The sequence below is a fragment of the Roseibium sp. genome, from assembly GCF_039982295.1.
In the GTDB taxonomy this organism is placed as follows: domain Bacteria; phylum Pseudomonadota; class Alphaproteobacteria; order Rhizobiales; family Stappiaceae; genus Roseibium.
Genome location: NZ_JBDWYP010000092.1, coordinates 472998 through 496860, shown reverse-complemented (window position 1 = coordinate 496860; position 23863 = coordinate 472998). Strand labels below are relative to the sequence as shown.

At 56.4% G+C, this 23863-nt stretch carries 17 protein-coding genes and 1 pseudogene; 11 read left to right on the top strand and 7 right to left on the bottom strand.

All coding sequences use genetic code 11. The features are described 5' to 3' along the window. Nucleotides 1–123, top strand: a pseudogene (locus ABJZ52_RS22430) (IS5/IS1182 family transposase); the annotation flags it as partial. Here ABJZ52_RS22430 and ABJZ52_RS22425 read toward each other — a convergent pair. Together ABJZ52_RS22425 and asnB are read right to left on the bottom strand one after the other, a co-directional pair. After that, nucleotides 118–1473 (bottom strand): hypothetical protein, encoded by a 1356-nt coding sequence (locus ABJZ52_RS22425; protein ID WP_348185982.1) that lies wholly within the window; start codon nt 1471–1473, stop codon nt 118–120. The pseudogene ABJZ52_RS22430 and the gene ABJZ52_RS22425 overlap by 6 nt on opposite strands. 93 nt (nt 1474–1566) lie before the next feature. Beyond that, nucleotides 1567–3522, bottom strand: coding sequence for an asparagine synthase (glutamine-hydrolyzing) (asnB, locus tag ABJZ52_RS22420; protein ID WP_348185979.1), 1956 nt, complete (start codon nt 3520–3522; stop codon nt 1567–1569). A gap of 129 nt (nt 3523–3651) precedes the next feature. Between asnB and ABJZ52_RS22415 the strand changes: the two genes are divergently transcribed. Beyond that, nucleotides 3652–4791 (top strand): glycosyltransferase family 2 protein, encoded by a 1140-nt coding sequence (locus tag ABJZ52_RS22415; RefSeq protein WP_348185976.1) that lies wholly within the window; start codon nt 3652–3654, stop codon nt 4789–4791. Here ABJZ52_RS22415 and ABJZ52_RS22410 read toward each other — a convergent pair. From ABJZ52_RS22410 to ABJZ52_RS22400, 3 genes are all read right to left on the bottom strand, one after another. Further along, nucleotides 4776–5411: an FkbM family methyltransferase gene (locus ABJZ52_RS22410; RefSeq protein ID WP_348187149.1), complete on the bottom strand. Its 636-nt coding sequence runs from the start codon at nt 5409–5411 to the stop codon at nt 4776–4778. The genes ABJZ52_RS22415 and ABJZ52_RS22410 overlap by 16 nt on opposite strands. 224 nt (nt 5412–5635) lie before the next feature. Next, nucleotides 5636–6526, bottom strand: coding sequence for an ROK family protein (locus ABJZ52_RS22405; RefSeq protein WP_348187147.1), 891 nt, complete (start codon nt 6524–6526; stop codon nt 5636–5638). Between the two features lie 3 nt (nt 6527–6529). Further along, nucleotides 6530–7243: a class II aldolase/adducin family protein gene (locus ABJZ52_RS22400; protein WP_348199982.1), complete on the bottom strand. Its 714-nt coding sequence runs from the start codon at nt 7241–7243 to the stop codon at nt 6530–6532. Between the two features lie 162 nt (nt 7244–7405). Between ABJZ52_RS22400 and ABJZ52_RS22395 the strand changes: the two genes are divergently transcribed. Continuing rightward, a complete protein-coding gene (locus ABJZ52_RS22395; RefSeq protein WP_348187143.1) occupies nt 7406–8263 on the top strand; it encodes a DUF6030 family protein in 858 nt (285 codons plus the stop codon). A 40-nt stretch (nt 8264–8303) separates the two neighbouring features. Here the strand turns inward: ABJZ52_RS22395 and ABJZ52_RS22390 are convergent, their stop codons facing one another. Beyond that, nucleotides 8304–9185: a LysR family transcriptional regulator gene (locus ABJZ52_RS22390; protein WP_348187141.1), complete on the bottom strand. Its 882-nt coding sequence runs from the start codon at nt 9183–9185 to the stop codon at nt 8304–8306. A gap of 156 nt (nt 9186–9341) precedes the next feature. On the opposite strand from ABJZ52_RS22390, the gene ABJZ52_RS22385 reads away from it, so the two are divergent. From ABJZ52_RS22385 to cydX, 6 genes are all read left to right on the top strand, one after another. Continuing rightward, the gene (locus tag ABJZ52_RS22385; protein WP_348187139.1) at nt 9342–10841 is read left to right on the top strand and encodes a CoA-acylating methylmalonate-semialdehyde dehydrogenase; all 1500 of its coding nucleotides are present in this window, start codon (nt 9342–9344) and stop codon (nt 10839–10841) included. Nucleotides 10842–11728: 887 nt separating this feature from the next. After that, nucleotides 11729–13519: a thiol reductant ABC exporter subunit CydD gene (gene cydD, locus ABJZ52_RS22380; protein WP_348187137.1), complete on the top strand. Its 1791-nt coding sequence runs from the start codon at nt 11729–11731 to the stop codon at nt 13517–13519. Next, complete coding sequence (gene cydC / locus ABJZ52_RS22375) at nt 13516–15225, top strand: thiol reductant ABC exporter subunit CydC (protein ID WP_348187135.1); 1710 nt, start codon at nt 13516–13518, stop codon at nt 15223–15225. The genes cydD and cydC overlap by 4 nt, the downstream gene beginning before the upstream one ends. Before the next feature lie 180 nt (nt 15226–15405). Then, complete coding sequence (locus ABJZ52_RS22370; RefSeq protein WP_348187186.1) at nt 15406–16998, top strand: cytochrome ubiquinol oxidase subunit I; 1593 nt, start codon at nt 15406–15408, stop codon at nt 16996–16998. 4 nt (nt 16999–17002) lie between these two features. Then, the gene (cydB, locus tag ABJZ52_RS22365) at nt 17003–18160 is read left to right on the top strand and encodes a cytochrome d ubiquinol oxidase subunit II (RefSeq protein ID WP_348187133.1); all 1158 of its coding nucleotides are present in this window, start codon (nt 17003–17005) and stop codon (nt 18158–18160) included. Between the two features lie 13 nt (nt 18161–18173). Continuing rightward, nucleotides 18174–18293: a cytochrome bd-I oxidase subunit CydX gene (cydX, locus tag ABJZ52_RS22360; protein WP_289033378.1), complete on the top strand. Its 120-nt coding sequence runs from the start codon at nt 18174–18176 to the stop codon at nt 18291–18293. Nucleotides 18294–18389: 96 nt separating this feature from the next. Here cydX and ABJZ52_RS22355 read toward each other — a convergent pair whose 3' ends face one another. Then, a complete protein-coding gene (locus ABJZ52_RS22355; protein ID WP_348187131.1) occupies nt 18390–18932 on the bottom strand; it encodes a peroxiredoxin in 543 nt (180 codons plus the stop codon). A gap of 486 nt (nt 18933–19418) precedes the next feature. Here ABJZ52_RS22355 and ABJZ52_RS22350 point away from each other — a divergent pair, with 486 nt between their 5' ends. Both ABJZ52_RS22350 and ABJZ52_RS22345 read left to right on the top strand, forming a co-directional pair. Then, nucleotides 19419–21512 (top strand): TonB-dependent receptor, encoded by a 2094-nt coding sequence (locus tag ABJZ52_RS22350; RefSeq protein WP_348187129.1) that lies wholly within the window; start codon nt 19419–19421, stop codon nt 21510–21512. A 154-nt stretch (nt 21513–21666) separates the two neighbouring features. Further along, entirely contained in the window at nt 21667–23727 is a 2061-nt protein-coding gene (locus tag ABJZ52_RS22345; RefSeq protein ID WP_348187127.1) for a trypsin-like peptidase domain-containing protein, read from the top strand. Nucleotides 23728–23863 lie beyond the last annotated feature (136 nt).

Below are 23863 nucleotides of genomic sequence, written 5' to 3'. Positions count from 1 at the left end.
GGGCGATGCCGCAGGCTGGCAAAGGACTGGGAAAAATCCGTCGAAAGTGCCACCGCATGGGTCACCATCGCCAGCATCAGGGTCATGACACGCAGGCTCGCAACCTATTGTCAGGTCTCATAAACTTTTGAATCGGGCTCTTAGATGCCAGCCCTCATCTGGTGCGAGGTCGCAACCCTTGAGGGCAGGAAGCAGGATGTCAGAGGTTTTGGTGGACCCCCATGTTTCCGTTGGAAAGTGCCCTGCCATTGGGCGCCCCAGATCGTGCTGGGCCATCATCAAAGAGATGGTGCCGAAGTAATTTGACGGAACCTCCAGTTCACGACCGTCTTCAAGCACGGCAACGATGACGTTGCGTGTGAGGGCTGGAGTGTCATACCAGCCGAGCCAGACAATATTGAATATCAACGGGCTGCAAAGAAGTACCAGGGAATTGACGATCAACAACGGTGCACGAAAAACAGATTTCGGCACCTGTCGCATGGCAGCGACGAGGAGAAGGTTCAGCAAGATCCATTTCCAGAAGAATATGCCGGAAACCAAAAAGATCGTTACGTGGGTGAGGTCATAGAAAAGTGTAATCGCGATCATGGACCAACGACGCCACAGGCAACCAATCGACGCCAGCTGACCGACAAACAGCAGCACATTGGATAGAGGGCGTAAAAACGCAAGGCCAGTCAGAACCGCGATGGATATGGTCTCCCAATGTGCCAGCGGCAAAAATCCAGAGTACCATGCATTGTAGGCAAGGACTTCAGTTGGGTTGCTTGCGACCCAAAGGAAGGGCCCGCCTTCCAGCATGATCTTGGCTATTGCAGAATAGAAATAATTCGCGAAGTGAATGGCTACTGATGTTAGGAATGCTGTCAGCGTCCAGCTATTGAGACCATGGCGCTTTACACGCTCTGCGATTTTTGGAGAAAGTGTTTGGAGTTCAAGGGCTCTGTAGGCCAACAATGCCGCGAAGCCATAGATGGCAAGGTCGACCAGCGCAATGTAGTCTGTGTTCGACATGTGGAGGTCGAACAGTCGATTTGCAGCATCCTTTGTGGCGAGCACGAATACAGCTGGCACGATGGCAAATGATGGCCGGAAAATTGAGAGTACCGCGCAGCCAAACTGTCCGTATGCCGCAATCGAGAACCATACGAGAAGTGTGTCTGATGCTGTTGAAATGCCAGTAGGGTAGGTCAACGAAGACAACAGGCCGTAAGTGCCGAGTATTAATGCAAGCCCTGCTACGAGCAGTCGGAATGGCCTAGCAACCTCACCGGCATGGATATGGCGCATCAGGAGGGCGAGAAGTAGGGCCACGAGTGGTAGAGCCTGGAGTGTCCATATGCCCCAGGCATCAAGCCGGCCGAAAACCCAGGTGAGTCCTCGGAAACACGCAATACAGGCTCCCACTGCTAGGATGCTGTTGAGAAACCCATTGTCATTTCGGCAATCATCCATCGCGGCGATACTCAATTTCTTTTCTTATGTCCTTGCAGCGCTGGTTCCTACCGGCATTGGCATTTGGCATCAATGAGCGGTCTTTGATTGAGATGCTTTTAGCGTGCTTTACTTGTTGGACGTCAAAAACAATTGCACCATCAGTAAGGACCAAACGAGGTTTGATCTGCGTGATCGTCCCGAGCGAAAACGCTGCCAGAGGGAAGAAGCTGCGTTGGTGTCAAGAACTCCGACGCGATCTAATGTTTCGACGCTCAGTAGATCATCAGCCATCTCGCGCATGGGGCCGTTGAGCCAGTCCACCACAGGAATGCCAAAGCCCTTTTTGGGCCGGTTCCAAAGGTGCTGCGGGACATAGCGTCCCAGAACGGACTTCAGGACGCTCTTGGGGTTGCCACCTGCAAGCTGTATTTCCTCGGGCAGGGAAAGAGAGAAGCGAATGATGTCGCGGTCAAGAAGTGGCAAGCGAGTTTCGAGGCTATTGGCCATAGCAGCTCTGTCGACTTTGACTAGGATATCGTCTGGGAAGTAGCGCGACAGATCGTAAGTTGTCATCTTCTCGATCAGTGTCCAGTCCGGATGATCCTCGATATCACTCAAAAGCGGGTCACATTGCGCGACTGCGCCAACAACAAAGGCATCCGGCCTTGCCGCGAATGCGCTCGCAGCTTCATATGCCTCCAAGGGACGCATGTTTGTGCGTCCCGCGATCTTCTGGTCCATCGAAAGGCGCCGAGCCGCCAGATCCATTCCGGCGAGGTTCGATATCCCAGTTTTCAGAAGGCGGTCAAAAAAGTGATTCCGAAGAAGATTTGCGCCCGTTGATCCTTCTTTCCCCGACAACGTACCTGATTTTTTTTGATCCCAATCGTCTTGAAATGAAAAGTATCGCGAATATCCTGCAAATAGCTCGTCACCGCCGTCTCCTGACAGACTGACTGTCACTTTTTGCTTTGCAAATTGACAAAGCAGGAACGTCGGAAGCATCGAGTCGTCGCAGAATGGCTCATCATAGACTGATGGCATTTGAGGTAATAGATTCAGAGCGTCGGTGGCCGACAAAACGACCTCATTGTGACTGACGCCCAAGTGTGCAGCAATGGAGCGAGCAAAGTCGGCTTCATTCATGTCTGCTTCTTGAAAGCCAAGGCTAAAAGTCTCTACCGGCGCACTTCCCAAGGATTGCATGATGGCGGAAATGGTTGAGCTGTCGATGCCACCTGACAAGAAACAGCCAACTGGCACATCCGCGATCATCTGCTGCCTCACAGATTGTTTTAGCAGAGTTTCAAGGTGGTTGGTAGCTTCCGAATGCGTTCCCGAAAACCGGTCTCTTCTGGCCTCTTCGGCCTCACTTTGAAGGCTATAGTACAGCTCTGATTTTTCTTCGGTCGTTGCAGGATTTCCAAGGCCGAAACTTGTAATCGTTCCCGGGGCCAGCTTCTCTGTACCGGCGTAAAGCGAAAGCGGAACAGGAATATAGCCGACCCGCAAAAGCTGACTGAGGGCCTTGGGGTCGATCACATGCTCGAACGCGGGATGGGCGGTAAGTGCCTTGAGCTCGGACGCAAAGGCAAAGGCCCCGTCACGCAATCGAGAAACATAAAGCGGTTTTTCGCCTATTGGATCTCTGGCGAGAGACATCCGGCGATCGTGCCTGTCCCAAAGGGCGAGTGCGAACATGCCCTTGGCAAGCTTAAGCACGGCCTTCAGCCCCCAAGTTTCAATGGCGGCGAGCAGGACCTCGGTGTCAGATGTCCCGGACCAATCGGGAGCCTGCCCGCAATCTTCCAGACGATGGCGCAGGTCTGCATGATTGTAGATCTCGCCGTTATAGGCGATCACGTAGCGCCCAGAGTGTGAGCGCATCGGCTGCGCGCCAGCCGGGCTCAAGTCAACGATAGAAAGGCGCTGGTGCCCGAGCAAGACACCAGCGGCGGCGTCTTGCCATAGGCCTTGGTCATCCGGGCCACGGTGCGATAATCGCTCCCCCATGCTTCTTGCGCAGGTCGCGTCATTTGATGTCAGTCCGCCCGGTCGTAATATTCCAAAAAAACCACACATCTCGTTTGACTGGTCCCATTACAACGATCACAAAGCGGCTGCGCTATACCCGTGCTGTATCATGAGATTGTTGGACAGCAACATGGCAGAGTGAAATTTGCGCCACGCTGAAGCGATCTGGAGACAAAGTTGCAAGCCACTACAGATACAGGTTCTACCCCAGAGTTCCTTGACGCCTTTGATATTCAGGAGATTCCTGATATCCTGATCGCGGCGGGAAGCATCACCGCGGTTGTGTTGGCTTACAACGAACTTCTTCGGTTTCCACATTTTCTGGATCATCATCGGAAAGCCGGGGTGAGCCTGTTTTTGGTTATCGACAATGGCTCCACAGATGGCAGTGCGGAATACCTTGATGCGCAGCTGGATGTCGTGAGGTTTCCTTCGTCAAGATCATATAAGGAATTCAAATCACATTGGCGCCACTTGATTGCCGACCAGTATCTGCAGGGGCACTGGGTGATGTTTCCCGACGTTGATGAGCTGATGGTCTATCCCGGCTGGCCCGAAAAGCCTCTTACGGCGCTGACCTCATTTTGGCGCAAACAAGGTGTTCAGGGCGTTTTTTCGACAATGGTCGACATGTATCCGGAGGCACCTCTTAGTGGTGTTCAATACAGTTCGGGCACACCATTTCTTTCTCTTTGTTCGTATTTCGATCGGGTGGGCTACAGGCTTTTGCCACTCAGCAAATACACCGAACGGAATTTCCCAACGCCACCGTTTCAACTGTATGGCGGAGCGAGAGAGCGTCTCTTTCCAGTTCATGGCAAGCGAAAACCTTCCAAGTTTGATGTCTGGTTGGAGCAGTTCATGTTTGCGCCCAATGCGGGTAGCAGGCCCAGGTTTTTGCAAAGACTTGCGCGGAAGTTCTTGAAAGCCAGTTGGCCCAAGGACTCAGCATCGATGGGAAAGATGCCCTTGCTTTTGTGGTGCTCTGAATTTCGCTTTGCGGGTGGAGTCCATCGGCTCAATCAAGTGTTGAATATGGCCGATGATTGGGTCGCCTTGCTACATTTTAAGTATCTGGATGATTTCGCCGAACGCACGATCGAGGCAACAAAAAGAGCGCAGCATGCGAACAATTCCGGTCATTACCGGCACTATGTAGAGCATATGGACGAAATCGTCTCGAAAGGTGCGCTTTATTCGAAGTCGGTCAGATTTTCTTCAGTATCCGATCTTGAAGACGCGGGACTTATGAGGACGAGCGCACCTTTGAAGCAATGGCTGGCATCGGATCCTGCGTCCGCTCAGCGTTCGAAGTAGGCAACTTTGCTACGACAAAGATCGCGGCGGTAATGCAGGCCCTGCCGTTCCAGGCATGCATGAAGCTCTTCAACCTTTTCTGGACCGACAATGCCGGGATGCATCTCGACCAGTATCTTGCTCACGCCAGATAGTGTCGCTGTGGGAAGCAGATCTATTTCCGCTCCTTCAACATCCATGACAATTGCGGTGGGCTGAAGCTCTTCGATCACGTCACGGATATCATCGCACGCAACCTCGGTTTTGCCGCCAAAATCCTGGTCAATGAGGCTTGAGGAAACGATGTTGTCGCTAAAATAGAAATCAATTGTTCCCTTTTGCGTCGCAAGGGCGCGCGATCTGAGATCGACCTCTAGGCCATTGAGGTCGAAATTCCGTTGGATGACGTCTCTCGTACTCGGGTTGGGTTCATAGCAAGTCACGTTCTCCGCACCACAGATGCTGGCGCAAGTTGTCGCGATCATTCCAACGCCAGATCCGATTTCAAGAACCTTGTCACCAGGCTCGAGACAAGCGAGAATTAGCTCCAATTCAGGCAACTCATGCTGTTCTTTATAAAGCGACTTGCGCATTTCCTCTGGAAGGCTATTGGGCACGGCGAGGCGAATGCCATGTTCCATTCTGATAACTGCCGGTTGGAAACGCTTTCGGTATGAGAATAGCAACTTTTGGAATAAGGGCGACCTTTCACCAATTGTGCGTTTGATTGTCATTACATTTCCCGAAAACTGTTGCGTAGGGCGTCACGAAGTCACGCGCGTTGCGTCGTGGCGAACCTAAGTAGGAACGCAGAACTGCGTAGCCTAGTCCTGCTTGCTTTTGAAGCTTCTTTTAGATCAAACCCTCACCAGAGCCACGCTGCGCCTCTGACGCCGGAGCTGTCGCCGTGTTTGGCTTTGCGGATTGGGACCTCATAGACATCTGACATGATGTAGGGCTGCATCAGGGGCAGGAGGTCGTCGTAGAGCTCGTCCACATTCGACATTCCACCACCAAGCACGAAACAGTCCGGATCCATCAGGTTGGCGGCCATGGCGAGCGCACGGGCGAGGCGGCTGGCGTAGGCCTCATAGGTCGCGCCTGCAACAGGATCGCCACTGCGCTTGAGAGCCATGATTTCGTGGCCCTTGAGCGCCTTGCCGGATCGCTCGAGGTAGTCTGCCTGAAAACCTGTACCTGAGCACCAGTGATCAATCGCTCCGGGATGACCCAACCAGTTACTGGGCCCGGGAAATTCCTCAGATGTCATCCAGGGCACAGGGATGGCCCCCCATTCGCCGCCGATGCCGTTCGCGCCCCGGTGCGCCTTGCCGTCGATGGCAATCCCCGAGCCCGAGCCTGTGCCTATGATGACGGCATGGACGAAGTGGCAATCTGCACCTGCGCCGTCGGTCGCTTCCGAGACCGCAAGGCAATTGGCGTCGTTTTGAATGCGAACCTGACGTCCCAACCGTGCTTCAAGGTCGCGGTCCAGGGGCCGACCGTTCATCCAGGTGGAATTGGCGTTCTTGACCAGGCCGCTCGCGGGGGAAATCGACCCCGGGATGCCGAGCCCGAGTGTGCCGGTCTCTCCCGTTGCAGCTTCAGCTCCGCTGACGAGTGATGCCACTGCCTCGATGCAGCCGTCGTAGTCATCACGCGGTGTAGGAACCCGCTGCCGATAGACCTCGGCACCATTGGTATCCAGCGCAATGATCTCCATCTTGGTGCCGCCCCAGTCAATGCCGAGCCTCATGATTTATCCTCTTTTGATCGGCATTTCGAAGGCCGTCCCGGCATCCGGGTCCTGGTTGCTCACCTGTTTGCCGTAGTTCTTGAACTTGCGCAGAATCTCGCTCATTTCATCCTCGCCGAGAATGACCGGATCGCCGACGATTAGAGCAGAGAGGTATTGATCGGCCAGATCTTCAACGCCCTCTGCGGTGCCAAGGGCCTTGGCGAGGGTCGGGCCGAACGCGATCTGCCCGTGATTGGCCAGAAGACAAGCAGTGCGGCCCTCAAGGGCCGGCAGCATGGCCTTTGAAAGCGCGCTTGTTCCGAAAGTGGCGTAGGACGCGCAGTCAATCCGGTCGCCGCCCGCCAGTGCCACCATGTAGTGAAAAGCCGGAATGCCGAGGCGCAGGCAGGAAAGGGCTGTTGCCCGTGGGGAGTGGCAGTGGACCACGGCAGCGGCCTCGTCGCGATTCCGGTAAATGTCCAGATGCATGCGCCATTCGGAAGACGGCAGGATCTCGCCGGTGTAGCCGCCGTCAAGATCCATCGCCACAATCAGATTTTCTTTAAGATCATTGTAGGGAACGCCGGAGGGCGTGATCAGAAATCCCGTGTTGGTGCGCGCACTGACATTACCGGACGTCCCCCTTGTCAGTCCCCTGGCGGGCAAGTCACGTGCGGTCCCGATGATGGCCCGCCTAAGCTGCTGGCTGTCTGAAGGCAATTCGTTAGTCATCATGCTACCTCCCCGGAAGTCGGATCATGTAACCGTCAGCGCTGCGAGGGATCAAGTGTACGCCGTTTTTGAAGAGCGGAAAATCTAGGGATCAGGTTGCGTTGATCCATATACGCCGGGCCGGGCCTATGGCAAAACACATGTTGAGCAGTCCCGGACAGACAAATGATGAGAGTAGGCCGAAGAAATAAACCAACCGCACCGGCTCAGCGTTCAAGACGCGCCGCGATCACCTGGGGCGATGAGGTGCCTGCGGGAGCGCGCCGGAAAACGCCGCAAGCAGTCGGCTCGGTTTCAGGTGAAGGGTTGCCGCGGCAAACTGACTGGGCCAGGGTTCTGCTGATGGCTCTGCCTCTGATGCTATTGGGGCTTGCAGCTATTGCTATTCTGTCCAGCTCGCAGCTGGTTCAGTCGCCCGATTCGGATGCCGTCGCCCCCGCGCCGGATCCGCTCGCCGGCTTTCCCCCAGATACTCAAGACAGTCTGATCGCGCCGGATATTCAGGTGCCGGCCCGTCTGAAGCTGACATTTCTCGGAAAGCCGGAAGAACTCTGCGCAGAGCTCACTGAGATCGGATTGCCGAACGGCGGCTGGACCAGGGCGCCGTTTCGGCAGGGGCGTTGGCAATGTGTTTCCGACGTGGTTCCCCTGACCACGCCAAGTGTTGATTTCGGACCGGCGACCCTGTTCTTCCTTTTGCGTGGAGGCGCGGAGGACCGGGTCGACTATTTGCGGCTCAAGCTGAATGTCGAGGATCCCCGCCAGATGAAATATGGCGAGGCAACGGTCCGTGCCGTAATCGGGGCATTGTCTGATCGCTACAGCTGGGCCGTGCCCGAACGCTTTTTACAGGCGATATCGGACTTCGAAGCGCTTGAGATGACCGATCGCGGCGTGCGCCTGTCTGTGGCACCTGAAGACCCGAATTTGACCGGTGACGCGGCTGCCTCTCAAAGGCTGAACATCATCCTGAATTTCGGCGAGCCGGATCTGATCCGGCCAGCGGACGGGTTTCAGCGGTGAGGGGGAAGTCCTCTAGCCGTCGATCATCCGACTGGCTCGACTATCCAAACATTGCCCGGTCCTTGGCGACTGTCTTACGTACGAAATCGAGGGCCAGAGCTACATGGCGCAAGGGCTTTGTGCTCTCATGCTGGACCGTCCAATAGGCACGGGTGAGTTTGATTTCGGGCAGGACCGGCACGAAGGTCTGGTCGTTCCTTGCGATGAAGGCGTGCAGGATGCCGATCCCGGCTCCCGCTCTGACAGCCTCTGTCTGTCCAAGCGCAGAGGCGACTTCGAAGCGCGCCGGCCAGTCTCTTGTGACTTCTGCGGCGTAGTTGAGGGCTGGGGAATAGACCAGGTCTTCGACGTAGCCGACGAGGTCATGCGATGTGAGCTGAGCCACCGTGGCCGGCGTCCCTTTTTGGGCAATGTAGTCCCTGGATGCGTACAGGCCGAGAGAGTAATCGACCAGCTTGGCGGCAATCAGCCGACCATGTTCCGGCCGATCTATGGTGATGGCAATGTCCGCCTCGCGCCGGGACAGGGAAAACGATCGCGGCACGGGAACAAGCTGGACTGTCAGGCCGGGGTGGGCGCGGGTCAGCGTCGCAAGGCGCGGTGCCAGGTAGGCGACCCCGAAGCCGTCGGGCGCGCCGATCCGCACTGTGCCACTGATTTCCAGCGAGTCTCCACCAAGGTCGGCGCGGGCCGACATCATTTCCGCTTCCATCTTCTCGGCGCTGTCCAGGAAACGGGACCCGGCCTCTGTGAGGAAACAGCCGTTGGTCGAGCGATCGAACAATCGTGTTTCCAGCGCTGTTTCCAAAGCTGTGAGCCGACGGGCGACTGTTGCATGATTGAGCCCAAGGCGTTTTGCGGCCGCCAGGATCTGCCCGGCGCGCGAAACCGCGAGAAAAATGCGAATGTCGTCCCAGTTCATGGCAGAGTTGAGCCTGTGTGAGCAATGCAAGCTTGCTTTGAATTTTGCACAATGGATGCGGATTTCATCTGCTTGTTTACGACAAAAATAAAAGGCAAGAAAGATCCACGTACACTCAGGTCGCAATCGACCCGACAAGTTTCAGGGAGAAACCCCATGCAGACAATTGGTCATTTCATCGGCGGCAAGCACGTCGAAGGCACATCCGGACGCTTTGCCGACGTTTTCAATCCGGCGACGGGCGAAGTTCAGGCCAAGGTTGCGCTGGCGACAGATGCCGAACTCGACGCTGCCGTCGCAAATGCCGCTGCTGCGCAGCCGGCATGGGCCGCGACCAATCCGCAGCGCCGTGCCCGCGTGATGATGAAGTTCGTTGAGCTTCTCAACCGTGACATGGACAAGCTGGCCGAAGCTCTGTCGCGCGAACACGGTAAAACGTTGCCGGATGCGAAGGGCGATGTGATCCGTGGTCTCGAAGTCGCCGAATTCTGCATCGGCGCTCCGCATCTCCTGAAGGGTGAATACACCGAAGGCGCAGGTCCTGGCATCGACATGTACTCCATGCGCCAGCCGCTCGGCGTCGTCGCGGGCATCACGCCATTCAACTTCCCGGCCATGATTCCGATGTGGAAGTTCTGCCCGGCGCTTGCTGCCGGCAATGCTTTCATTCTGAAGCCGTCCGAGCGCGATCCGTCCGTGCCGATCATGCTTGCCGAACTGATGATCGAAGCGGGTCTTCCGGCCGGTCTGCTCAACGTTGTCAATGGCGACAAGGGCGCGGTGGATGCGATCCTCGATCACGAAGTCATTCAGGCGGTCGGCTTTGTTGGTTCGACACCAATCGCGCAATACGTCTATTCCCGCGCAACAGCCAACGGCAAGCGCGCCCAGTGCTTCGGCGGCGCCAAGAACCACATGATCATCATGCCGGACGCTGATATGGATCAGGCGGCCGACGCCCTGATCGGTGCCGGTTATGGTGCAGCTGGAGAGCGCTGCATGGCCGTCTCCGTTGCGGTTCCGGTTGGCGACGCCACTGCTGATGCGCTTGTTGCCAAGCTGGCACCGAAGATCGAAGCATTGAAAGTTGGCCCTTATACTGCGGGCGATGATGTTGACTTCGGTCCGCTCGTCACCAGGGAAGCGCTGACCCGCGTCAAGGGACTGGTCGATCAAGGCGTCAAGGAAGGCGCCGATCTGGTGGTCGACGGTCGCGGCTTCTCCATGCAGGGCTATGAAGACGGGTTCTTCATGGGCGGTTGCCTGTTCGACAAGGTCACCAAGGACATGGATATCTACAAGACCGAGATCTTCGGTCCTGTCCTGTCGGTGGTCCGTGCCCAGACCTATCAAGAAGCTCTTGGCCTCGCCATGGATCATGAATATGGCAATGGCACCGCGATCTACACACGCGACGGCGACACCGCGCGCGATTTCGCAGCACGGGTCAACATCGGCATGGTCGGTATCAACGTGCCGATCCCCGTGCCGCTCGCCTACCACACCTTCGGCGGCTGGAAGAAGTCCGGCTTTGGTGATCTGAACCAGCATGGTCCGGACGGGTTCAAGTTCTACACCCGTACCAAGACTGTGACAGCCCGCTGGCCGTCCGGAATCAAGGAAGGGGCGGAGTTCTCCATCCCGACCATGAAGTAACCAGCATCAAATCGTTGAAAATACAGAGGGCGGCCGCCTGGTCGCCCTTTTGCATTTGCTCAGGAACACAAGGTTTTTTGGCTTGAAACGGCGCCCCTAAAAAATTGGGGGATACGAAATGTCTAAAAAAAAGCCGGTGTAGGTTGCCGGCTTTTAAGTTGATTACGGGTACCTCATTGCAAGGTAAGATGGAGACCATAAAACCGCTCGAAAAATTGCGGCCGATGCCATCCAAAAAAATTCAAAACATCAATTCACTACAATGAACCATTACAACCATAAATCGCGTTAAATTGCATTTGTTTTTTTCAGCGTATTCATTCGTAAAAAATTTACAGCTTGGCGAAAATGACACGAATATAATTATTCTTTTTATTTCAGTGACTTGTTCAAATCGCATTACCTACTGACTTATGCGGAGTTTACGTTGGGAAACGGAGTTTTTGTCGGATTTTTCCTTGCTGCAATCCAAAGTAAGTGACGGTCGTGTGGCGGTTGGCTGCAGAATTCGATTTTCTTAAGCCAAACGGAGATCACTTGTTGCTTTCGCTTTGATGTGGCGCAATGGCATAGCCGTTGTGAACGCGATTTGTCACAGAATGGACAACTGGTTTTTTGCAGGAAATCGCCCTAAAACGACCTTCTAGGCGATCTTGAGCGGCGCGGTCTTTAAGCAGCGGTTTGGTGAAGGGGCGTCAGGGTTTGAAGAAGGGCAGGGAGGAGCCGGGTGTTCTTGGCCCAAGTGTCTTCAAACTGATAGGTTCGAAAAAAGATACTGCTCTGTTTTAAAACGAGAGTTGGGGAGAGAATGGCGCCTGCTTGGACGCATATATCGCTTGTGATGCCTGTCAAAGACGACCCTGCCTGTCGTGATCGTCGGGGCGTTGATGTCTGCGACTGATCTGAACCAGGCGCGAGTGACGTCCAAGGTAGAAGACGAGTTAGGCGACAAGGAAAAGGGCCTTGCGGCGCTTGGCGAGCAGGAAGCGCGCCGACTAAAGAGTGCTGGCCGGTTGTTCGCCCTGTCGGATCTTCTCTGGATCGCGCAGGCTTGGCTTGTATCGTCGGTGGTTTCCAGCTTCGTTGCTCCACAAGAAAATCACGCTGGTAGTTCCTCATGGGGGCTCATCTCTTTTCTTGCGATTTTCGTCTTGCTGGCTGCTTTGCGCATGCTCTTGAACGTGCAGGCAAGCAAACGGGCGCGGCAGACGGCGCGCACTGTGAAGAGCAGGGTCCGCGGCGCCTTGCTCGCAGCCATCTCCGGGGCATCCCCGGCAAGCACATTGCCGTCCGCCGGTGCCGTTGCGGCCCATGTCGGGGATCAGGTCGACGCTCTCGGACCCTATCTGTCGAATTTTTATCCGCAAAAGATACGTGTTTCGCTGGTTCCGCTGGGCATCATCCTCGCCACGGCAGCGGTGAGCTGGCTCGCGGCCATCATTCTGCTTGTGACTGGCCCGTTGATTCCGGTGTTCATGGCCTTGATTGGCCTGAAAGCGAAGTCTGCCAGCGAAGGCCAACAGGCGGAGCTGACCCGGATGAGCGGGTTTCTTCTTGACCGCGTGCGGGGTCTCGAAACCCTGCGGCTTTTTGGGGCGGTCGGACGGACGAAGGACCAGATTCGCGCCGTCGGTGAGGCCTTTCGCATCGGCACCATGAAGGTGCTGAGGATTGCCTTTCTGTCCTCGACTGTCTTGGAATTGTTCAGCGCTCTCGGCATCGCCTTCGTTGCTGTTTATGTCGGGTTCTCGCTGCTTGGCGATGTCAAAATCGGAACTTGGGGCGCACCGCTTGGCTATACCTCCGGCCTCTTCATTCTTCTACTGGCTCCAGACTATTTTGCGCCGCTGAGGGCCTATGCCGCCGCCTATCACGATCGGGCGGCCGGACTGGCCGCAACCGAGGCCTTGTCCGAGCTGGATCGGAACATTAGGGCAAACTCTGAAGTTCTGCCGGTTTCTGATCCGTCCCGAACCACCTGTGAAACCCTGAACCGCTCGCGCATGCGATCAACCGTTCCGATCCGTTTCGACGGCGTCAGCCTCAGCCTTGGCGGGCGTCGTGTCCTGGATTCAATGGATCTTGAGGTGGCGGCTGGAGAAGCTGCTTTGCTGCTTGGGCCAAGCGGCTCCGGCAAGACCACGATAATTGATTGTCTCCTGGGCCTACATGACCTCGGTGAGGGGAGAATTCTGGTCGGTGGGCGCGATCTTGCGCAGATGGATCTGATGGGGTGGCGCCAGTCTCTTGCCTGGGTCGGTCAGGCACCGCGCCTGTTTCAGGGCAGCGTGAGAGCAAATTTGCGGAAGGCTGAGCCTGACGCCAGTGATGAAGACATGTGGCGAGCGCTCGCGCTGGCCGGTGCCGTTGATCTGGTCGAGCGGTTGCCACGCGGACTGGGCACAGTGATCGGTGAGGACGGTTTCGGCCTTTCAGTGGGGGAGATCCGGCGAATTGGTCTGGCTCGGGCGGCGATACGCAAGGCACCGACCATCATTCTTGCCGACGAGCCGACCGCCGGTCTTGACGGTGAGACTGCGCGTGATGTGATCGAGGGCCTCAAAGCGATGTCTCATGGGCGTACATTGTTGATCGCCACCCATGACCCCAAACTGTTGGGCATCACTGCCAGGCATATTCGCCTTTGCGAAAAGATCGGCGAGGAGGTCGAAGCGTGAACGGTCTCCTGAAGCTGATCAAATGGCAATGGAGCCATCACCGCACGGCGTTTGCCGGTGGAATCCTTGTTGCGCTCATTCCTGCCATTGCCGGCATTGCGCTTTTGGGTGTTGCTGGCTGGTTCATCACGGCGGCAGCGCTTGCAGGGATGACCGGTGCTTTCTTGAACATCTTTCTGCCAAGTGCAGCAATCAGGGGGCTCGCAATTGCAAGAACCGCAGGGCGTTATGGCGAGAGACTGCTCACGCATGATGCGACATTCCGATTCCTGACGGATCTTCGCTGCAGGATTTTTGAGGGCCAAGCGCAACGCGCAGGAAATGGCGCGAAACCACGCAGTGGCGCGGCGCTCAACCGGCTGACTTCTGACATAACGGCTCTGGACGCGGTCTATCTGCGTCTTGTGGTTCCCGGCATCTTGGCAGGTACTGTCGGACTTCTGTCGATCGTATGGGTCGTGTCCGTCAACTTGGTCCTTGCCATCGGGCCCGTCGTTTTTTTGGTGTTTGTAGCCGGTCTCTGCCTGCATCTGATAACGCGCAGGAAGCAGCTGGATGCCCGCCGCCAGGAAGCCGCACTTGATGCCTTGCGCCTTCGTACTGTGGATCTTGTTGCAGGCCGCCGCGACCTCGCAGTCTATGGCGGTTTGGAAGCCACTGCAGGCACAATCCGGTCTGCCGAGGACCGTCTCGCCGACGCCGAAGAAGCGATCGAGGCGCGAAGCAGTCTTCTTGGGGCATGTTCCGGATTTGCGGGTCAGGTTGCGCTTGCTTTGACGCTTGCCGCTAGCATCTGGATCGTTGGCGAAGGCGGGATAACCATCGCTGTCGCAGTCGCCGTCCTTCTGGTGGTGCTCGGATTGCCCGAAGTCGTGTCGATGATCATCCCCGGTCTTTCCAAACTGGATCGCACTCGGCTGGCTGCGCGAAGGGCGGTTGAAGGTGTTGAATGGAACGGAGCAGGCTCTACGTCTCAGGGCTCAGCGACCCAAAGTGCGTTGGATGAAAGCCCGCGGAGCCCAGATCAGCCGGTGCTGGCCTTTGAGGGTGTCTCGTTTGGCTATCCGACTGCAGAGCGTCAGATCCTGAGGGACCTGTCCTTTGAGATCGCCCCGGGCGAATGGTTGGCTCTTGTGGGTAGGAGCGGTTGCGGAAAGTCCACTGTTTCCGCGCTCGCCTCTGCGTTGCTAGGCCCGGATGGCGGCAGCATACTGCTCGGAGGGCAGAGACTTGATGCGATTGGCGAAGAGGAACTGCGACGTCGCATTACTGTTTTGGGACAAAAGCCCTACCTGTTTCATGATTCGGTAGCGGCCAACCTGAGGATCGCGAACCCGCAGGCGAGCGACAGCGAGCTCTGGCAAGCTTTGGACGTCGCGGCGCTCAAAGATCGTATCTCGGACAACGAGGATGGACTTGGCGCCATGCTCGGAGAGGGCGGAGTCGGCCTGTCCGGCGGCGAACAGAGGCGCCTCGGTCTCGCCCGTGCGTATCTGACGCAGCCTGATCTTTTCATTCTCGACGAATTGACTGAAGGCCTGGATGACGTCACCGCAGCCCAGGTTCTTGACGGTTTTCAGCGCTTTCGCGGCAACGCCGCCGTGCTGATGATTGCCCACAAACAGGCAGAGATCGATCGGGCAGGACGAATCCTGAGGCTGGATGCCGCAGACCAGCCTATGGCGACGGCGGCGCACCGGCGATAGACCGGGGCTTGCGGGTTTGTGAAAATGAGCCTACGCTGAGTCCCTTTGCGCCCAATGGTCCCACAACCGTCCGGCGATCATAGAAGTCTAAACAGCTTGGAATAGCCTTTGCGCTCTTAAGGGATTACCCTGATTCTCGGCACCGTCATCTTACGGAGCCGAATGACGAAAGGTGACGCGATGGAACTCGATGTTGTCAGCCTGTCCAGGTTGCAATTTGCCATGACGGCTCTCTACCATTTTCTTTTTGTTCCCCTGACGATTGGCTTGTCGATTCTCCTGGCGACAATGGAAACGGTCTATGTGATGACCGGTCGTGAGATCTGGAAACGGATGGTCAAGTTCTGGGGCACGCTCTTTGGGATCAACTTTGTTCTGGGTGTCGCAACCGGCCTGACGATGGAGTTCCAGTTCGGCATGAACTGGGCCTATTTCAGCCAGTATGTTGGCGATGTCTTCGGCGCACCACTCGCCATTGAAGGCTTGATGGCATTCTTCATGGAAGCCACCTTCGTCGGCCTTTTCTTCTTCGGCTGGGATCGGCTTTCAAAGCGTCAGCATTTGGCAGCGACCTGGGCTGTTGCGATCGGAACGAACTTTTCTGCGCTCTGGATCCTGATCGCCAATGGCTGGATGCAGCATCCGATCGGGTCGGAATTCAACCCCGATACGATGCGCATGGAGGTCACGAGCTTCTTCGATGTGTTGTTCAATCCGGTGGCCCAGGCGAAATTCGTTCATACGGTTTCTGCGGGATACGTCACTGCGGCGATCTTCATGCTCGGAATTTCGTCCTGGTACATGCTGAAAGGTCGGCATGTCGCGATCGCACGCCGCTCCATCGCCATCGCGTCTGCCTTTGGCTTTGCTTCTGCTCTTTCCGTTGTCGTGCTCGGCGATGAAAGCGGCTATGAGGCAAACCTCAATCAGAAAATGAAACTGGCTACAATCGAAGCCATGTGGGAGACCGAACCGGCTCCCGCCTCTTTCAACCTGATTGCCTTTCCGGACATGGCAAAGCGAGACAATTCCTTTGCGATTGAAGTTCCCTATGTCATGGGTCTGATCGCGACCAGGTCCCTGACGGAGGAAATTCCTGGGATCAAGGAACTGGTCGAATCCTCCAAGGACCGCATCCGTCAGGGTGTGATTGCCTGGGATGCCTTGCAAAAGATCCGCTCAACCAACGGCGATGTCGATCAGGAGGTGCGTGAAACCTTTCAGGTCAATCAGCACAATCTGGGCTATGCCTATCTGCTGCTTCCCTTTTCGGACGATCCGTTGAATGCGACCAACGAAGAAATCGATGAAGCTGCCTGGTCCGCGGTGCCGAATGTCTGGCCCATGTTCTATGCCTTCCGCATCATGGTTGCCTGCGGCTTCTTCTTCATTTTGCTGACGGGCGTGTTTTTCTACCTCGCGTCCTCCGGGAAACTGGATCATCTGCGACGCAACCAGCGCTGGCTGTTGCAGATCGCAGTGCTGGCGATCCCGCTACCCTGGATTGCCTGCGAGATGGGCTGGATCATTGCTGAGTATGGTCGGCAACCCTGGATCATTGAGGGCATGTTGCCAACGGCTCAGGCGGTTTCAAACCTGTCCGTGACCGAAGTACTGCTCACGCTGGCAGGCTTTATCCTGCTCTACACGGTGCTTCTCGTGGTCGAGGTTGCCCTGATGCTCAAATACATCCGGAAAGGACCGGATGACGGCGAACTGCCCGAGCATTCCCCGGCCGAGGCCGCGTCCCCAATTCCAATGGCAGCGGAGTAGTTTCATGATCCTCTACGAACTCATCGACTACTCGGTTCTCAAGGTGCTCTGGTGGGCGCTTCTGGGCATTATTCTGATTGCGTTCGCTGTGACGGATGGCTTCGATATGGGCGTTGGGACCTTGCTGCCCTTCGTTGCCGAAAGTGACGTGGAACGGCGTATTGCGATCAACACCATAGGCGCCACCTGGGAAGGCAATCAGGTCTGGTTCATCTTGGGCGGCGGTGCGATTTTTGCCGCTTGGCCACCGCTTTATGCGATCAGTTTCTCCGGCTTCTATCTGGCGATGTTCATCGTTCTGGCGGCCATGATCCTGCGACCGGTTGCCTTCAAGTATCGCTCCAAACGCCCCGATCCCGCCTGGCGCACTGCCTGGGATTGGGCGCTCTTCACCGGTTCCTTTGTGCCGGCACTCGTCTTTGGGGTGGCCGTCGGAAACGTTCTTCTCGGCGTGCCTTACAGTCTCGATCAGGACCTGCGGATGACCTACGAGGGGTCTTTCTTCGGTCTTTTCTCTCCGTTCTCTCTTCTGTGCGGGCTTCTGTCCGTGAGCATGCTGGTCATGCACGGTGGTGCCTGGCTAGGTATGCGGGCTGGGGGCGTCGTGGCTGTTCGCGGCAGGCGGTGCGGGTCTGTGGCGGCAATTGTCTCCCTCGTGCTTTTTGCGCTCGGGGGCTGGCTGGTTGCGACCGGTTACGTCGAAGGATTCCGCATCACCAGTGAGGTTGACCCGAATATGCAGGCCAATCCGCTGGCCAAGCAGGCAATCGTTGAAGGCAGCGCCTGGATGGCAAACTATGCCCGGCATCCCTGGATGATGATTGCACCAGCGCTTGGCTTTCTGGGCACTTTGGGTGCGCTTGCCGGTCTTCAAACCCGGTTTGAGGGGCTGACGTTCCTCTGTTCAAAGGCTGCGGTCATCGGGATCATATCGACGGTCGGGCTGTCGATGTTCCCCTTTATTCTGCCAAGCTCTATCCAGCCGGAGGCGAGCCTGACGGTCTGGGATGCATCATCAAGCCATGCGACCTTGTTCAACATGCTTGTTGCGACCGCGATTTTCCTGCCGTTGATCCTGATCTACACGGCATGGGTCTACAAGGTCCTGTGGGGCAAGGTGGACGAGGAAACCATCGAACGCGACCATGATACGGCTTACTGAGGAGAATTGAGAAATGTGGTACTTCGCCTGGATCCTCGGCATGCCATTGGCAGTCTGCCTCGCAGTCCTGAACGCCATGTGGCTGGAAATGCGCGAGGATGATGAGGAGCGGAAACTCGATCGCAGTGCTTGAGGTGTTCGTTCACTCAAGTTGAGAGAGAGCAAAAAAGAAGCCCGTGGAGCAGCAGCTCCACGGGCTTCATTGCTTCCATCGGACGGAAGCTTGAAATCAGGCGGCCTGGATTTTCGACGACCGCAGTTTCTCAAGAATGTTCTGCGGCGAAGATACGCCGTAGGGATCGCTTTCACAGTTGTCCGAGAAGCCTTCTTCCTCGAACCACTGTTCGATCGTGCCGTCGTTGATGATGGCTCCATAGCGCCAGGAGCGCATGCCAAAGCCGAGATTGTCCTTGGCAACCAGCATGCCCATCTTGCGGGTGAACTCACCGGAACCATCCGGGATGACCTTGACCTTGTCGACACCCTGAGCCTTGGCCCAGGCGTTCATGACGAAGGCGTCATTGACCGAAATGCAGTAGATCTCATCAATGCCTTCGGCCTGGAATTCTTCGTGGAGCTTTTCGAAGTCAGGAAGCTGGAAGGTTGAGCAGGTCGGCGTGAAAGCGCCGGGAAGGGAGAAGAGGACAACATTCTTGCCAGCGAAATAGTCGGAAGAAGTCTTGTTTTCCCAACGGAAGGGGTTCGGGCCGTCGATGCTTTCATCGCGAACGCGGGTGCGGAAGGTAACGTTTGGCACCTTTTTGGCGGTCATGGTCTTCTCCTGAAAATCGATTCTCGAAGTGGCGTGACCGGCCCGCACGAGAGGGGCTGAGCACCCCTCTCGCAGATTTCTCTCTCTGAACCAGTCGACTCCATCCTTGGCCGCTAGGGCTAACTGAAATGATGCGGTGCGACAAGAGTTTTGCGAGGCGGGAAGTATCTGTTTTAAAAATTGATTTTACAAATATCTGAAAACGTAAGGTCTGCCACAGTCTGTTTCCGTTTATGTCGTGCGATTTCTGATGTCCGTCAGCCGGGGTCAGATCGCTGCAAAGTGGCAGCAATTTGTCCGTCACGAAAATAACTTGACTAATGTAGTCATGTTTTTTAATTCATGAGTATAAATATCAGGTTAGGCGACAGGCTGAATAAGCCATAGACCGTCTGCGGGTTGTCCCGCTGCCAGCTTGCGACGGCGAACGCCTTGCGCGCCAGCACACGCCTCTCACTTCATCGCTAGACACTAAGGACTTGTCGTATGTCATATCATGCGCGCATGGCGAGGCTGCTTGCCGGCACCGTCATTGGAACAATCGGAACTGCGACCATCGCGGGCGCACAGGATGCCTCAGAGACCGAGGTGGCTCAGGCCACTACGCTGCTGAATCAGCTTGTCGTCGGTACAGGGCATGACAAAGTTGCGATCGACACACCCCAAGCGGTAACTGTTCTCGACCAGGAAGCAATCGACGAGAAACAAGCGGCAACGATTGCAGAACTTTTCGATCAGGTCCCTGGAGTGACGATGATCGGGAGTGACAGGGTGATTGGCCAGTCCTTCAATATCCGGGGGATCGGCGGACTTGCGGCGGCGGACGAATCCAAGATCATTGTCACCGTTGATGGCGCGGTGAAGTTCCATGAACAGTACCGCGTTGGCTCGTTCTTCGGCGAACCGGAACTCTACAAGCGTGTCGAAGTGCTCCGGGGGCCGGCATCGTCGACGCTATATGGTGCTGGCGCGCTTGGCGGGGTGATCAATTTCACCACCAAGGACGCAGAAGACTATCTCGAGCCTGGCGAGAAGGGCGCTGTTCAGCTCAAGACCGAATACAACTCGAATGTGGCCGGCATTCTGGGCTCGTTGACGGGTGCATTCGCGTTCAATGATCAGACCTCTGTCCTGGTGAACGGAAATGTCCGCAGTCAGCAGAACTACGTCACCGGTTCAGGCGAGACGATCAAAGGATCGGAGTTTGTCTCCTTCTCTGGCCTCGGTAAGATCACCCACAGATTCGGTGAAGCCAACGAACAGGCTCTTCGCCTGTCTTATTCTCGCTGGCAAAGCGACGCGGATGATACCGAGTATTCCCAGACCGGTTCTCTAGGGTTTGGAACCATCGACCGGGAAGTCACTGATCAGACGGTCGTACTCGCCTACGAAAATCCGGCGAGCGACAATCCCTGGCTGGATTTGAACGTCAACCTGTCGTTCTCAGATACCAGTGTCACGCAATCAGATTCGTCGAACGCTGCAACATCCACCTCGCAGCTCTATGATGATGCAGAGTATGGCTACCGGACCTACTCTGCCAAGATTGACAACACGTTTGAAACGTCAGGCGATGGGTTTGAGAACTTCCTGACACTTGGTGGCCAGCTCAGCTATCAGCAGAGAACAGCGGACGCCACAAGCGGCGCAATCGACTTTCACCCCGAAGGCACAGATACGAAGTTCGGCTTCTTCGCCCAGAATGAGTTTGTCTGGAACGATCGTCTGACACTTATTCCGGGCGTCCGTGTTGATGTCGTCAACATTGATCCGGACTCCGCGATCTCCGGCGCATCATCTTCGTCTGACGTTGCCTTCTCTCCCAAGATCGCAGCTCTGTACAAGTTCAACGATACCCTGTCCGTCTTTGGTTCCATCGCTCACACCGAGCGTATGCCGACACTGGACGAGATCTTCTCGACGTCCGGACCAGGGCGCGGCTGGCCGATCTCGCGCGGTGTCAGCCTTGATCTGGAGAAGGAAACCTCGAATAACTTTGAAGCTGGTTTTGCGGTGTCATTCAACGATCTGCTGGCTGAAAATGACGGTCTTCAGATCAAGACAACCGGCTTTTACAACATCCTCGACAATCTGATCACCTCCAACACCTACACGGGTCAGACATCGACCGTCCCTTATTATGTCAATGTCGATAAGGCCAAAATCCTGGGTGTTGAAATCGAAGGCGCCTACGAATCCAAATACGCTTTCGCCAGCATGTCGTTTAGCCGCATATTTGGCGAGGACACTGAGACAGGCGAGAACTTGAGCACGATCCCGGCGACGACCTTGGGTGCAACGCTCGGGGCGCGCCTTCCTGATTATAATCTCGACTTTGGTTGGCGGGGTACATTCGCCGAGAGCATCGTCTCGGGCGCGACGAGTGAAGGTCCGTTCGCAGGCTACGCGGTGCACGATATCTTTGCCAACTGGACGCCGGACGAAGGCAGGTTCGAAGACTGGGTGCTTCGTGCGTCGGTCGAGAATATCTTCGACAAGCGTTATAGAGCCAACCTATCCGGTGACGATGGCAAGGGGCGGACATTCAAGCTGACAATGGCGAAGCAATTCAGCTGGTAAGCGTGAACCGGGCATTGTCATCCATCTGACAGATGCCAGACGTGCTGGAGAGGCCCGGGCTTTTGCTCGGGCCTTTCTGGCTTCTGAAGGTAAGTTCGCTTCAAGCTTGTTTCGCGCTAAGATCGCGCCGGAAGTCAGAGCAGGAGACCCGCAGATGACGCGCAAGGCCATATTGTTGTTTACCGCATATGCGCTTGGTCTTTGTCTTGGTGTAACTCCAGCCGCTTCGCAGCCCTTCCTGGACGGCGCTCTTGCGTCTGTGGTCTCCGTTCTGCCGGTCTGGCCCGGGAAAGCGCAAGGCGGAGGGGGGACGCCGCCTGGCGCTGCGCCTGAGGGCTCGGGTGTTGTGGTCGGTGAAAATGGCCTCGTCGCGACCGCTTTTCATGTGATCGAGCCGGCCGAACGCATCGATGTGCGTCTGGCCGACGGGCGGATTTTACCAGCGGACCTGATTGGACACGATGAAGCCAGTGACATTGCATTGCTGAAAGTCCCAGAGAATCTGCCTTTGCTGGAAACGGCGCTGCATCCTTCGCTCGCTAGCCGGGCCTGCGTGATCTCGAATGCCTATGGTCTTGGTCTCTCGGTCACCTGTGGTGTTGTCTCGGCGCGTCATGTCTCCAATGCCGGCTTTAATGCGGTCGAGGATTTCATTCAGACAGATGCGGCAGCCAATCCCGGAAGTTCCGGCGGGGCTCTCGTCGACGGGCAGGGGCGGCTGATGGGCATGGTCTCTGCAATTTTCGCCTCAAGAGCAGAGACCAACATTGGTGTCAATTTTGCCGTCTCCAATGCGCTGCTCGCTCGGGTTGTCGCCGAGTTGAGTGACACGGGGAAGGTTTCCTATGTCTCGGCAGGTTGGGGATTGGAAAATCCCTCTCGCGCTGAACTTGAGTTCCACGCTGGTGCTAAGGTTGCCTCTCTTGCGTCTGGTGGCCCCGCGCAAAAATCTGGTTTGAAGGTGGGGGATTTGATCCTTGCCTTGAATGAACGCGCAATCCGATCACCACGAGATGCGATTTCCGCTCTGGCTTTGGTGCGACATGGGGAACGTGCCAGCGTGACCGTCCTGCGCGACGGCCAGCGGTTTTCGTTCGATCTACAATTTTCAGATCAAGTGCCTGAGGGTGCTCGGCAGGACCGCAGCGACGTCGGACTGCCAGACTGTCCCTATGCCCTCGCGATTTGCAGGACGCGCCAGGCGGTCTTCCCCGTTGAGAGCTTTGATCCTCTGGCAAGTGCAACCCGCATCGATACGGATCTTCTGGTCACCAACCGCCATGTTGTGGCGGACCGAACCACGGTTGTTGCCTTCACACCATCAGGTCCTTTGAAGGGTGAGGTCATCCCGTCTTCCTATCGCGGAGATCTTGCCCTGATCAGGGTGGATGGCCTGCCGGAAGATGGCGCAATTCTCTTCCCCTCCAAAGACATGACTGTCCAAGGCCCCTTGCATGCGGTTGGCGCTGATATCGCCCGGCGGCAAGTGCGCGTCTTTGCGCCAGGCGAAGTCATTCTCCCGCCGGCGGGGCGCGCGGACCTGGGAAGGTTCCATGTCACAAGCCAGATGCAGCCCGGTGTCAGCGGCGGCGCGCTTGTTGACGGCAAAGGCACGCTGGTCGGTATCGCGGCAGGTGGTGGCGAAGGCCGTTTTGAGGCCCTGCCGGCAACGGATGTCCTCGCTCTTCTGGCAGGCCGCGACATGCCTGATGCACTTGCTGTTCATGGTGCGCTGGGCCGTGCGCTCGCGCTTTGTTCCGAAGCGATGGAACAAGCAACGGCGCGCTCTTCATCTGAGATCAAGGCCGACTTGGTGGAGCGGATCAGTGAAACCTGCCACCTGTCGCGAAATCAGGGGCAATATCTGGAGGCAGGCCGGTTGCTGGGCATAGCGGGTGCTTCAGAAGAAGCCATAACATTGCATCAGGCCGCCGTTGACCAGGTTCCGAATTCTCTCAACGCACGGCTTTCGCTTTTGACCTCGATGCAGTTGGCCGGTCGGTACGAGGCAATGCTGCCACACGCCTGGTTTGTTCTGGAAAATGCGCAGCAAGATCCACGGGCTTTGCGCATCGCGATCCAGTCAGGTGTATGGGGCGGTGATCTGGCTTTGGCGAGACAGGCACACGCGCAAATGAAAGAGGTCGATGCAACTCAGGCAGAAGCTGCGCTTGGCTTCATCGAATCGCCGCCGCCGAAACCTGCTGGCCGTTAGGGCAGGTCCAAATACCCCACTTTTTGCCGGTGCAGCTGCAGCCGGTCACAGCAATTAGATCCAAAACGCCAACAGCGTTTGCAGATGCCTCGAAAGCGACAGTCATGGTCGCGATATGCAGCTGAGGATCACACGT

What these genes read in the sequence shown, in the direction of transcription:
- ABJZ52_RS22350 (WP_348187129.1), top strand. Translation starts at nt 19,419, where the DNA reads ATGTCATATCATGCGCGCATGGCGAGGCTGCTTGCCGGCACCGTCATT.
- ABJZ52_RS22345 (WP_348187127.1), top strand. Translation starts at nt 21,667, where the DNA reads ATGACGCGCAAGGCCATATTGTTGTTTACCGCATATGCGCTTGGTCTT.
- ABJZ52_RS22355 (WP_348187131.1), bottom strand. Translation starts at nt 18,932, where the DNA reads ATGACCGCCAAAAAGGTGCCAAACGTTACCTTCCGCACCCGCGTTCGC.
- ABJZ52_RS22410 (WP_348187149.1), bottom strand. Translation starts at nt 5,411, where the DNA reads ATGGAACATGGCATTCGCCTCGCCGTGCCCAATAGCCTTCCAGAGGAA.
- ABJZ52_RS22370 (WP_348187186.1), top strand. Translation starts at nt 15,406, where the DNA reads ATGGAACTCGATGTTGTCAGCCTGTCCAGGTTGCAATTTGCCATGACG.
- cydD (WP_348187137.1), top strand. Translation starts at nt 11,729, where the DNA reads ATGTCTGCGACTGATCTGAACCAGGCGCGAGTGACGTCCAAGGTAGAA.
- asnB (WP_348185979.1), bottom strand. Translation starts at nt 3,522, where the DNA reads ATGTGTGGTTTTTTTGGAATATTACGACCGGGCGGACTGACATCAAAT.
- ABJZ52_RS22400 (WP_348199982.1), bottom strand. Translation starts at nt 7,243, where the DNA reads ATGATGACTAACGAATTGCCTTCAGACAGCCAGCAGCTTAGGCGGGCC.
- cydB (WP_348187133.1), top strand. Translation starts at nt 17,003, where the DNA reads ATGATCCTCTACGAACTCATCGACTACTCGGTTCTCAAGGTGCTCTGG.
- cydX (WP_289033378.1), top strand. Translation starts at nt 18,174, where the DNA reads ATGTGGTACTTCGCCTGGATCCTCGGCATGCCATTGGCAGTCTGCCTC.
- ABJZ52_RS22385 (WP_348187139.1), top strand. Translation starts at nt 9,342, where the DNA reads ATGCAGACAATTGGTCATTTCATCGGCGGCAAGCACGTCGAAGGCACA.
- ABJZ52_RS22405 (WP_348187147.1), bottom strand. Translation starts at nt 6,526, where the DNA reads ATGAGGCTCGGCATTGACTGGGGCGGCACCAAGATGGAGATCATTGCG.
- ABJZ52_RS22395 (WP_348187143.1), top strand. Translation starts at nt 7,406, where the DNA reads ATGATGAGAGTAGGCCGAAGAAATAAACCAACCGCACCGGCTCAGCGT.
- ABJZ52_RS22390 (WP_348187141.1), bottom strand. Translation starts at nt 9,185, where the DNA reads ATGAACTGGGACGACATTCGCATTTTTCTCGCGGTTTCGCGCGCCGGG.